The sequence below is a fragment of the Proteus sp. Marseille-Q3619 genome, from assembly GCF_965283115.1.
Genome location: NZ_CBDIMP010000001.1, coordinates 194,675 through 206,298 on the forward strand (window position 1 = coordinate 194,675; position 11,624 = coordinate 206,298).

8 protein-coding genes and 1 pseudogene are annotated in these 11,624 nt (G+C 38.4%); 7 read left to right on the plus strand and 2 right to left on the minus strand.

Annotated features, from left to right (window positions below):
- The first annotated feature begins 501 nt into the window (after positions 1-501).
- The 4 genes and pseudogenes from dmsA (at position 502) to dmsD (ending at position 5,215) form a co-directional block, all read left to right on the plus strand.
- A pseudogene (dmsA, locus tag ACWPWK_RS00910) lies at positions 502-2,940 on the plus strand (dimethylsulfoxide reductase subunit A).
- Between the two features lie 11 nt (positions 2,941-2,951).
- Positions 2,952-3,569, plus strand: a complete 618-nt coding sequence (locus ACWPWK_RS00915; protein WP_023582154.1) for a DMSO/selenate family reductase complex B subunit — start codon at positions 2,952-2,954, stop codon at positions 3,567-3,569.
- A gap of 1 nt (position 3,570) precedes the next feature.
- Positions 3,571-4,428, plus strand: a complete 858-nt coding sequence (locus tag ACWPWK_RS00920) for a DmsC/YnfH family molybdoenzyme membrane anchor subunit (protein ID WP_109372301.1) — start codon at positions 3,571-3,573, stop codon at positions 4,426-4,428.
- Positions 4,429-4,603: 175 nt separating this feature from the next.
- A complete protein-coding gene (gene dmsD / locus ACWPWK_RS00925; protein ID WP_109372300.1) occupies positions 4,604-5,215 on the plus strand; it encodes a Tat proofreading chaperone DmsD in 612 nt (203 codons plus the stop codon).
- A 54-nt stretch (positions 5,216-5,269) separates the two neighbouring features.
- Here dmsD and ACWPWK_RS00930 read toward each other — a convergent pair whose 3' ends face one another.
- Positions 5,270-6,250, minus strand: a complete 981-nt coding sequence (locus ACWPWK_RS00930) for a macro domain-containing protein (RefSeq protein ID WP_109372299.1) — start codon at positions 6,248-6,250, stop codon at positions 5,270-5,272.
- Positions 6,247-6,834, minus strand: coding sequence for a DarT ssDNA thymidine ADP-ribosyltransferase family protein (locus ACWPWK_RS00935; protein WP_109372298.1), 588 nt, complete (start codon positions 6,832-6,834; stop codon positions 6,247-6,249). Before ACWPWK_RS00935 ends, ACWPWK_RS00930 begins: the two co-directional genes overlap by 4 nt.
- Positions 6,835-7,244: 410 nt before the next feature.
- Between ACWPWK_RS00935 and kdpA the strand changes: the two genes are divergently transcribed.
- From kdpA to kdpC, 3 genes are read left to right on the plus strand one after another with little or no spacing between them, the layout of a single operon-like run.
- The gene (kdpA, locus tag ACWPWK_RS00940) at positions 7,245-8,948 is read left to right on the plus strand and encodes a potassium-transporting ATPase subunit KdpA (RefSeq protein ID WP_109372297.1); all 1,704 of its coding nucleotides are present in this window, start codon (positions 7,245-7,247) and stop codon (positions 8,946-8,948) included.
- Between the two features lie 11 nt (positions 8,949-8,959).
- Complete coding sequence (kdpB, locus tag ACWPWK_RS00945; protein WP_109372296.1) at positions 8,960-11,017, plus strand: potassium-transporting ATPase subunit KdpB; 2,058 nt, start codon at positions 8,960-8,962, stop codon at positions 11,015-11,017.
- Positions 11,018-11,027: 10 nt separating this feature from the next.
- Complete coding sequence (gene kdpC, locus ACWPWK_RS00950) at positions 11,028-11,624, plus strand: potassium-transporting ATPase subunit KdpC (protein ID WP_109372295.1); 597 nt, start codon at positions 11,028-11,030, stop codon at positions 11,622-11,624.

An 11,624-nucleotide genomic window follows, 5' to 3' on the forward strand; every position in this document is an offset into this window, starting at 1 on the left:
AAAAGCACGTTTATTAATCACATTTTGACTCTTTTAAATAATTAAAAACAACGAAAAGCTAAACTGATTTTAATTTTTGTTTAGCTAAATAGGTTAATTGGTTATTAGATAATTAAGTATGAATAAAAATGACCATTGAATTAACAAAATCATATAGATATAAACAAGTAAGCAGGCTTAATAAATGTTACTGATAACATCCAAACACTTAATTAATCGTTATATATTTATTTATATAATGGTTGTTAATCAAATGATTAAATATAACCAATACAAAAACTTAAGATAACCTTAAAAACTTGTAACGCTTGTAATAAATCACTTTTCTTTGATGTAAAGCAACTACAACTTTCAGGAAATACGTAGTATCCACATTAACAGTTGGGTTTTATTGCCTACGTTAAAGTGCTTATTTTTTAACAACAATAACAATAATTATTTCTTTATAAGCTTATTAGCTGCTGTTTTTTCTTAAAATTTTAATAATCAAGTGAGTAATGTATGAAAAACATCAAAGAGATGGCGTTACTTTCCACTCCCTTATCTCGCCGTCGTTTTGTAAAAACAGGTGCAGCGGGTGGTTTAGCGATAACCGCAGGTGGATTATCACTCCCCTTTCATCAAGCCATTGCCTCGGAAACAAAACCAACAACTAATAGCGAAAAAGTCGTGTGGAGCGCATGTACTGTAAACTGCGGTAGTCGTTGCCCATTACGTATGCATGTGGTTGATGGTGAAATTAAATACGTTGAAACCGACAACACAGGCAATGATGTCTACGAAGAATTACATCAAGTTCGTGCCTGTTTACGTGGTCGTTCTATGCGTCGCCGTGTTTACAACCCAGACCGTTTACGTTATCCAATGAAACGTGTAGGTAAACGTGGTGAAGGTAAATTTGAACGTATTTCATGGGATGAAGCGTTTGATACTATTTCAGATACCATGAAACGTTTAATCAAAGATTATGGTAATGAATCTATTTATCTAAACTACGGCACAGGAACATTAGGTGGCACCATGACGAAGTCTTGGCCACCAGGTGCAACATTAATTGCACGTTTAATGAATTGTTGTGGCGGTTATCTGAATCATTATGGTGACTATAGTACGGCGCAAATCGCAGCGGGCTTAAATTATACTTATGGTGGTTGGGCAGATGGTAATAGCCCTTCAGATATTGAAAACACTAAACTTGTCGTGATGTTCGGTAATAATCCAGGTGAAACCCGTATGAGTGGTGGCGGTGTCACCTATTACGTTGAACAAGCTCGTGAAAAATCTGATGCACGAATGATTATCATCGATCCACGCTATACCGATACGGGTGCTGGTCGTGAAGATGAATGGATCCCAATTCGTCCGGGAACAGATGCTGCATTAGTTAATGCATTAGCCTACGTCATGATCAAAGAAGACTTAGTTGATAAGCCTTTCTTAGATAAATATTGTGTTGGTTACGATGAAACCACTATGCCAGAGGGTGCGCCAAAAAATGGCCACTATAAAGCCTATATTTTAGGTAATGGTGCAGATGGTCAGCCAAAAACGCCTGAGTGGGCGGCGCAGATCACTGGTATTCCTGCTTCACGCATTGTTAAATTAGCCCGTGAAATCGCAACAGCAAAACCTGCTTATATTACACAAGGCTGGGGTCCTCAACGTCGTTCTAACGGTGAGCTTGCTTCTCGTGCTATCGCAATGCTCTCTATTTTAACGGGTAATGTGGGAATTAACGGCGGTAATACTGGCGCTCGTGAAGGCTCTTACAGTATTCCTTTTGTTCGTATGCCAACCTTTACTAACCCTGTTACCACCAGCATTTCTATGTTTATGTGGACGGATGCCATTTTACGTGGTCCAGAAATGACGGCAACCCGTGACGGTGTTCGTGGTAAAGACAAACTTGATGTACCAATCAAAATGGTATGGAACTACGCGGGCAACTGCTTAGTAAACCAACATTCTGAAATCAATCGTACTCATGACATTTTGCAAGACGATAAAAAATGCGAAATGATTGTGGTGATCGATAACCATATGACAGCATCTGCTAAATATGCCGACATTCTACTTCCTGATTGCACAGCATCAGAACAAATGGATTTCTGTATGGATGCATCAGCAGGTAATATGGCTTATGTCATTTTCGCTGATCAGGCAATCAAACCTCGCTTTGAAAGCCGTAATATCTATGAAATGACAAGCGAAATTGCAAAACGCATGGGTGTGGGTGAAAAATTCACTGAAAACCGAACACAAGAAGAGTGGCTACGTCACCTTTATGAGCAATCTCGTCAAAACTTACCTGAACTGCCGACTTTTGAAGAATTCCGTGCTCAAGGTATCTTCAAAAAACGCGATCCTGAAGGTCATCACGTTGCTTATCGCAAATTCCGTGAAGATCCTGAAAACAACCCATTAACAACGCCATCAGGTAAAATTGAGATTTATTCTTCCCAACTTGCCGACATTAAAGCAACATAGGAACTCGCGTCTGACGATGTAATTGATCCACTGCCTATCTACTCTGCTGGCTTTGAAAGCTATGGCGATCCAGCAATGGAAAAATATCCATTACAAATGACAGGATTCCACTATAAATCACGCACCCACTCAACGTATGGCAACGTTGATGTCTTAAAGGCAGCTTGCCCTCAAGAAATATGGATCAACCCTGTTGATGCTACTAAACGCGGTATCAAACACGGTGATTTAGTGCGTATTTATAACGATCGTGGTGAAGTTCGGATCAATGCGAAAGTCACACCTCGTATTTTACCGGGCGTGGTCGGCTTAAGCGAAGGTGCTTGGTATAACCCAGACAGTAATCGAATTGATCACGCAGGTAGTATTAACGTGTTAACGACACAACGCCCTTCACCTCTCGCTAAGGGTAATCCTTCTCACAGTAATCTTGTTGAAGTCGTCAAGGCGTAAGGAGTCTGGTTATGTCAACGCAATATGGTTTTTATATTGATTCAAGTCGTTGCACCGGCTGCAAAACCTGTGAACTGGCGTGCAAGGATTTTAAAAATTTATCCCCTGAAGTGAATTTCCGCCGTATTTATGAATATGCGGGTGGTGATTGGACTGAACAAGATGGCGTTTATACACAAAACGTGTTTGCTTATTACCTATCTATTTCGTGTAACCACTGTGACGATCCAGCTTGTGCCAAAGTTTGCCCAAGTGGCGCGATGCATAAACGTGAAGACGGCTTTGTTGTTGTTAATGAAGATATTTGTATCGGTTGTCGTTATTGTCATATGGCTTGCCCTTACGGCGCACCGCAATTTGATGAAGTCAAAGGTCATATGACCAAATGTGATGGTTGCTATGAACGTGTAGCTGAAGGCAAAAAACCTATTTGTGTCGAATCTTGTCCACTGCGTGCATTAGATATGGCACCTATTGAAGAGTTACGCGCTAAATATGGTGATTTAGCTGAAATTGCACCACTTCCTTCAGCAAAATACACCAAACCAAATATTGTCCTTAAATTAAATGCCAATAGCCGTCCTGTGGGTGATACCACTGGTCATCTGGCAAACCCAGAGGAGGTGTAAGATGGTGGGATTGCATGAATGGCCACTAATGTTTTTTACTGTTATCGGCCAAAGTGTTGCGGGTGCCTTTATTATTATGGGGTGCGCTATCCTTTCGGGTAAGCTTTCCGCAGAAATGAACCAAAAAGTGCATTACAGCATGTTTGGACTCTGGGCATTAATGGGTATTGGCTTCTTATTATCCATGATGCATATGGGAACCCCATTACGCGCATTTAACTCATTACTTCGTTTGGGTCACTCATCATTAAGTAATGAAATTGCTAGCGGTTCTATTTTCTTTGCACTGGGTGGTATTTACTGGTTACTGGCTGTATTTAATAAAATGCCTGCTGTATTAGGCAAATTATGGGTCGCACTGGTTATGGTATTAGCTGCATTATTTATTACGGCTATCTCTCGTGTATACCAAATTGATACTGTTCCGACTTGGTATAACAGCTATACCACATTTAATTTTGTGCTAACAGCCTTTATCGGTGGCCCTATTTTAGCGGCACTCTTAATGCGTATTGCAGGTTTTAATCTAAACTGTGTCAGTGCATTGCCATTACTCAGTGTTATCGCCATTCTTGTGAGTGCTATTGTGGCAACATCACAAGGTTTTGAATTAGGTTCTATTCAAACCTCTGTGCAAAAAGCGGTGGATTTAGTCCCTAACTATGGTGCTTTGATGGGTATTAAATTAGTGGCTTTAGTCTTAGGCTTGAGTTGTTGGATTGCCCCACTGTTACGTAAAAATAACCCTTCGATTGCTTTGTTAGCATTGGGCTTTATTTTAGTGTTTGCTGGTGAGTTTATAGGACGCGGTGTGTTCTATGGTTTACATATGACTGTCGGCATGGCAGTAGTGGGTTAATTAATTTCTCACCCTGCTAAACCGCTGTAATAGTTAAAAAGCACACTCTTTTTATCTGTTATGGCGGTTTTCCTTTTATATTACGGTATCGCTCTTTTTTAATCTTCGTCATTATGTTTAGATAGAAAATCGCATATAGTATAGACAATAAATCTAAGCGGATTATAAAAATATTATGGAACAACAACTTATTACTGATATTTCTCTTACGGCCCGTATTTTAGGCGCGGCTTTTTATTATGCACCTACTGAGAAAAGTGACATTGTCGAGCTGCTGTCTAGTCAAAAGTGGGTTGAAGAATGGCCTTATGGCAGTGATGAAGAAAAGCAACGCATTGCTAGCCTTCTTTCACAAACGGCATTAGCGGAAGAAACTTTAGCACAGGCATATCAACGTTTATTTGTTGGCCCTTACGCACTGCCGGCGCCACCTTGGGGCTCTGTTTACCTTGATCATGAAAATGTATTATTCGGTAATTCAACATTAGATCTACGTGAATGGATGCTAGAAAATGGCATTGATATTGCGTTAACTCAAAACGAGCCGGAAGATCATTTTGGTTTAATGGTGATGATGGTGGCATGGATTGCAGAAACTCGCCCTGAAAAACTAAATGAGCTATTAGCAGAACACCTTCTGCCATGGGCTTATCGTTATTTAGAGAAGTTATCTCTGCAAGGCGCATTCCCATATTATGAAGGTTTAGCCATGCTGGCGACATTAACATTAAAAAACTGGCAATCTTTGTTAAATGTCAGCCCTGCTGAAAAGCAATTGTTTTGTTAGTGACAAAATAACGTTATTAATAGACCAGCCTTAATGGCTGGTTTTTTTATAATATTACTTCAAATTATAGTTAAATTCATATTGACCTAATATATTCTCTTGGATAAACCCTATATTAATCATTTTTTCGATTATCATTTTTTTAACGTCGTTATTTTCCAAAAGAATGGAAGTAAAAATATCTTTATTAGAAATAATTTCAACTATATTAATTAGTTCTGAAAACTCATCTTTTCCATCTAACTCATTAAGTAATTCAATATAAGTTTTGAGTTTTGGAACTGCTTTTTTAAACTCATTTTCCATTTTTTTTGATATATGAGTATTAATATAATTATCTATAAAAGAATCAAAATTAACACCTTGTTTTTCTTTTAAATTTCTAAGATCATTTGTAATAACATCAAGAGCATTTGAATAAGCTCTACCGTAAACAACACTAAAATTAAAAGAGTTATAACCCGATAGTTTTTGACATAAATAAAATAATGTATTTAAGCTATATCTTTTTTTATCTTTAAGATGAGACATAGCATAGAGTACAATTAAATGTTCTATATTTAATAGAGTTTTATCTTTAGAACCTATATTTTTTGTTATTGGTGCATATAATAAAATATCAACATTTTCTAAATCTGAAAATATATTTATAATGAGTTCTTCTACTCTATTCCAATCCAATCCGCCATTGCCACAACCTAATGGTGGTAATGCTATTGAATTAATTTCTCTTTTTATTATTTCTTCTTTTAAAGTTAACAGCCCTTTTTCGATATATTCATATTGTGATTTTTTGCGCCATTCGTCTTTTGTAGGAAAATTAACAATTAATTTTCCTTTTTCACTAGTAATAAGAATATTGCCAATCTTAAATCTATTTTCATCACAAGCGGTTTTATAATTTATAAAATTTTTCGGGAATTTTTCTTTGAATTGATAGGCAATGCCTTTACCCATTACACCTTGGCAGTTAACCGCATTAACTAATGCGGTTGTATTCGATTCAAAAATATCACCAGAAGAATATATAATCATTTTTTTACGCAGAAATGTTCCATAATATTGACATGTATATTTAACTTATTTTTTCTCAACAAGTCTCTCACAACACCTTCCATAATAGCATCTTTTACATAAATATTGAAAAAAGAACTTGCAAGAACAGTGTCAGGGGAAAGACACTCAGCCATACAAACAAGTTTACACGTTGTATCTTTATAATCTCTTTTATCTAATAACTCCCAATTTATGGCTTCCATACCTTCATCATAGCTCATTATATCCACTCCCTCTGACGCTAAAGGATGTGCCGGAATTATTTTCCAATTATTATTTTTAGCTAAATTACGGTGAACAGTTATAACGCAAAAATCAAGATGTTTATTGTCAACCAATACGCGACCATCAAATGGATTACCAGCAAAAAAGTGGAATGGCACCATTTGTTCAAGTGTTTTTGCCTCTCTACCTTGTATTATATTGCCATCAGCTACATCAATAAAACCATCACGCAGTGAAGCTCTTGAGCGCAATCCTGTTTCTAGGATATTTGGTAAATTATCTAGACATGTCAAATGGTAAAGCAAGGCTTTGTCGCGAATAGAAGTATTTTCAGACATAATAACTCTTTATATAATGGAATAATGAACTTAAATAATTCTTTATTTTATTGAAAATAAAGTCGAGGGCGAAACAATGCATTATAAAAATAATATTGTCATATTAATTAATCTAATTACATTTATATTAATTCAAGTTGTTAATTATCCATTATTTTATATTAAATGAATTATCAAAGTTTATTTGTAATAATTTCTTTCTTATATCATTGTTATGCCCCCCCATTTTTATACTTTTTTTACACTTATCACTGCTCTTTTATCAACATCTTTACAGCCCATTCAGTACGCTCACTCAATCTAAATAGTAAAAGGATTGTTCTGATGCTGATATTCGGTGCTGTGACGTTAGTTGTTTTGCTCACTGCTTATCTTATCTATGTGTTATTTAACGCAGAGGCATTTTAAAAATGGCAACAACGATGTTGATATATCTTGCTATTTTTCTGATCACATTATTAGTGATAGGGAAAATGCTTGGGCATTATTTAGCTCGCCTTATCGAAGGTGACTTACCTCATTGGGTTACTCAAACCGAACATGTTATTTGGCGTTGTTGTGGTTTTAAGCCCGCAGGAAAAACAATCCAGCCGATGAGCTGGTATCACTATATGCTTGCCCTACTTATTTTTAACTTAATGGGCGCAATTCTATTATTTGTCATACTGCTTAACCAAGGCTATTTACCTTTAAATCCTCAATTTGCATCTAATATGAATTGGGATTTAGCGTTAAATACCACAATTAGCTTTATCACTAATACTAATTGGCAAGCTTACAGTGGTGAAACCGCAGTGAGTTATTTAAGCCAAATGACAGGGCTTGCTGTGCAAAACTTCTTATCTGCAACAACGGGCATTGCTGTCGCTTTTGTTTTAATTAGAGCGCTAACACAGTCCTCTTGTACCTCATTAGGGAATGCATGGGTCGATATTGGGCGCATTACATTATATGTCCTACTTCCTTTATCAATTGTTTGGTCACTGTTATTTGTCAGCCAAGGGGTAATACAAAACTTTCACCCAGCGGTATTAAGCCAAGGTCTTGATGGTCAACAACAATGGTTACCTATGGGGCCAGTTGCTTCTCAAGAAGCCATTAAATTATTAGGAACAAATGGCGGTGGCTATTTTGCGGCAAACTCTGCCCATCCTTACGAAAATCCAACATCATTAAGTAACTTCTTGCAGATACTTGCCATATTTCTTATTCCTACTGCCTTATGTTTTGCCTTTGGTCGTTTAAGTGGAGCACAACGCCAAGGTCATACCTTACTTTGGGCTATGACGTTAATTTTTATTGTTGCTGTTATTGTGGTCACTTGGGCTGAATGGCAAGGAAATCCAGAATTTATCTTTGCTGGTACAGATAGCTCACTGAATATGGAAGGCAAAGAAACGCGCTTTGGCATAATAGGTAGTGCTATTTTTGTTGCTGTCACAACAGCAGCATCTTGTGGTGCAGTTAATGCCATGCATGACTCATTAACCGCTTTAGGTGGCATGGTGCCAATGTGGTTAATGCAAACAGGAGAAGTGGTATTTGGTGGTGTAGGATCAGGATTTTACGGCATGATCCTCTATGTTTTATTAGCTGTCTTTATCGCTGGATTAATGGTTGGTAGAGCACCTGAATACCTTGGTAAAAAGATTGGTGTTGCCGAAATGAAATGGGTAGCGGTTGCTATTTTAATTTCTCCTGCCATTGTTTTATTAGGTACAACCCTCGCCTTATTTACTGATGTTGGTCGTGAAGCCATTTTAAATCCAGGTCCTCATGGCTTTAGTGAAGTATTATATGCCTTTACTTCTGCTGCTAATAATAACGGTAGTGCTTTTGCCGGACTTAATGCCACCTCACCTTTTTACAATCTATTATTAGGGCTTTCCATGTTAATTGGTCGCTTTGGTGTCATGTTACCTGTTTTAGCTATCGCAGGTAGTTTAGCCGTGAAAAAGCGTCAGCCAGAAAGCTTGGCAACACTCTCTACCACTTCACCGCTATTTATTTTGTTATTGATCCTCACTGTATTAATGATCGGCGCTTTGACTTTTGTTCCGGCATTAGCACTTGGCCCTATTGCAGAACACTTACAGCTGTTCTGGGCTAAATAAGGAAACGTATCATGAAAAAAACTCAACTATTTGACAGAAAAACCGTGATATCGGCTTTCTTTGATGCGATAAAAAAATGTACGCCTCAAGCGCAATGGCATAACCCCATTATGTTTATTGTTTATATTGGTGCGCTCTTAACTACCGGAATTTGGATTGCTTCGCTGTTAGGTTATCTTCCTGATGATAATCACTTTACTTCACAAGTCATGTTTTGGTTATGGGTGACATTGCTATTTGCCAATTTCGCTGAATCATTAGCAGAAAGTCGAAGCAAAGCACAAGCTGCTAGCTTACGTGGTGCTAAACAACAATCAAAAGCGATACGTTTACATCATGCAGACATTAATGCCTCGAAAGAAACCGTTGACTCTTTCTCATTGCATAAAGGTGATATCGTTTTAGTCAACGCGGGCGAAACTATTCCTTGTGATGGTGAAGTCATTGAAGGTGGTGCTTCTGTTGATGAAAGTGCGATCACGGGTGAATCAGCACCTGTTATTCGTGAATCAGGTGGTGATTTTTCTTCTGTGACTGGTGGCACTCGAGTATTGTCAGATTGGCTGATTATTCGCTGCACTGCTGAGGCAGGTAATTCATTTCTCGACCGCATGATTGGAATGGTAGAAGGTGCAAAGCGTAGAAAGACGCCGAATGAAGTTGCTTTGACCATCTTATTAACTGCACTGACGCTGATTTTCTTATTGGCTTGTATAACACTCTATCCATTTAGTGTGTTTGCTGTCGAGTTTCAAGGTCATGGTGAGGTTATCTCTGTTGTCACTTTAATTGCTTTGTTGGTGTGTCTTATTCCCACAACGATTGGCGGCTTGCTTTCATCAATTGGTGTGGCGGGAATGAGCCGTATGTTAGATGCCAATGTGATTGCAACCAGTGGGCGTGCTGTTGAAGCCGCCGGTGATGTTGATGTTTTACTTCTTGATAAAACAGGCACGATTACACTTGGTAACCGTCAAGCGTCTCGTTTTATTCCTCTTTCGGGTATTAGCGAAAAACAACTTGCTGATGCAGCGCAATTAAGCTCGCTTGCAGATGAAACACCCGAAGGCAGAAGTATTGTGATCCTCGCTAAACAGCGTTTTAATTTGCGCGAACGTGATTTAGCGTCAATTGGAGCTTCTTTTATTCCCTTCTCTGCAATGACAAGAATGAGTGGTGTCAATTTAGGTGAGCGCTTGATCCGCAAAGGTTCCGTTGATGCTATTCGTCGCCATATTGAAGTCAGTCACGGCCATTTTCCTGATGAAGTCACCGCGATAGTTGAGCAAGTAGCGAGATCCGGAGGAACACCGCTGGTGGTGGTTGAAAATCAGAAAATCTTAGGTGTTGTTGAGCTTAAAGATATTGTGAAAGGTGGAATTAAAGAGCGCTTTGCTCAACTTCGCCAAATGGGTATAAAAACCGTCATGATCACTGGTGATAATCATCTTACAGCGGCGGCTATCGCAGCAGAATCTGGTGTTGATGATTTTCTGGCTGAAGCAACACCTGAAGCAAAACTGGCATTAATTCGCCAATATCAATCAGAAGGTCGATTAGTCGCAATGACGGGTGACGGTACTAATGATGCCCCAGCCTTAGCGCAAGCGGATGTCGCTGTTGCCATGAATTCAGGCACTCAAGCTGCCAAAGAAGCGGGAAATATGGTCGATTTAGACTCTAATCCAACAAAATTAATCGAAGTTGTGCATATTGGTAAACAAATGCTAATGACACGAGGTGCTTTAACGACATTTAGTATTTCTAACGATATCGCTAAATACTTCGCCATTATTCCTGCGGCTTTCGCTGTCACCTATCCACAGCTCAACATGCTTAATGTCATGAATTTACATTCACCAGCATCTGCAATGTTATCTGCGGTTATTTTTAATGCCTTAATTATTGTCTTCTTGATCCCTCTTGCCCTTAAAGGTGTGCATTATCGCCCTGTTTCAGCGCATTCATTATTGCGCCGAAATCTCTCTTTATACGGGATCAGCGGATTATTAGTCCCTTTTATTGGTATTAAAATCATCGATATGCTCTTAGCGTTTATCGGGTTTTAAGGAGTTCTCTATGCATCTATTTCGATCATCATTAGTAATGTTATTATTACTCACACTAATAACTGGGCTGGCTTATCCTTTGCTTGTTACAGGATTAGCTAACCTTATTTTTCCATGGCAAGCGAATGGCTCGCGGATCTATCAAGATAATAAACTTATTGGCTCTGAACTGATTGGGCAACAATTTACGCGAGATGATTATTTTAAAAGTCGTCCATCAATAACAGCAGAAATGCCCTATAACAGCATGGCATCAGGCGCTAGCCAATTAGCATCTTCAAATCCATTATTGCTTAATGAAGTCACGAAACGCGTTCAAATGTGGCAAAAAGCGGTTGATAATGATCAGGCTGTTCCTGTTGATTTAGTGACCGCATCAGGGAGTGGACTTGATCCTCATATTTCATTACAAGCGGCCTATTACCAAGTTGAAAATATTGCACACTCGCGTCAACTCACTAAAGATGAAATTAAGCAATTAATAAAAGAGAATACGATAACACCATTAATCTCATTTTTAGGTGAGCCCGTGATTAATGTCTTTAAGCTTAATCAGGCACTTGATAGATTAAGTGCCGAAAAACACAAAAGAGTGAGTGTTCAATAA

What these genes read in the sequence shown, in the direction of transcription:
- ACWPWK_RS00915 (WP_023582154.1), top strand. Translation starts at nt 2,952, where the DNA reads ATGTCAACGCAATATGGTTTTTATATTGATTCAAGTCGTTGCACCGGC.
- ACWPWK_RS00920 (WP_109372301.1), top strand. Translation starts at nt 3,571, where the DNA reads ATGGTGGGATTGCATGAATGGCCACTAATGTTTTTTACTGTTATCGGC.
- dmsD (WP_109372300.1), top strand. Translation starts at nt 4,604, where the DNA reads ATGGAACAACAACTTATTACTGATATTTCTCTTACGGCCCGTATTTTA.
- ACWPWK_RS00930 (WP_109372299.1), bottom strand. Translation starts at nt 6,250, where the DNA reads ATGATTATATATTCTTCTGGTGATATTTTTGAATCGAATACAACCGCA.
- ACWPWK_RS00935 (WP_109372298.1), bottom strand. Translation starts at nt 6,834, where the DNA reads ATGTCTGAAAATACTTCTATTCGCGACAAAGCCTTGCTTTACCATTTG.
- kdpA (WP_109372297.1), top strand. Translation starts at nt 7,245, where the DNA reads ATGGCAACAACGATGTTGATATATCTTGCTATTTTTCTGATCACATTA.
- kdpB (WP_109372296.1), top strand. Translation starts at nt 8,960, where the DNA reads ATGAAAAAAACTCAACTATTTGACAGAAAAACCGTGATATCGGCTTTC.
- kdpC (WP_109372295.1), top strand. Translation starts at nt 11,028, where the DNA reads ATGCATCTATTTCGATCATCATTAGTAATGTTATTATTACTCACACTA.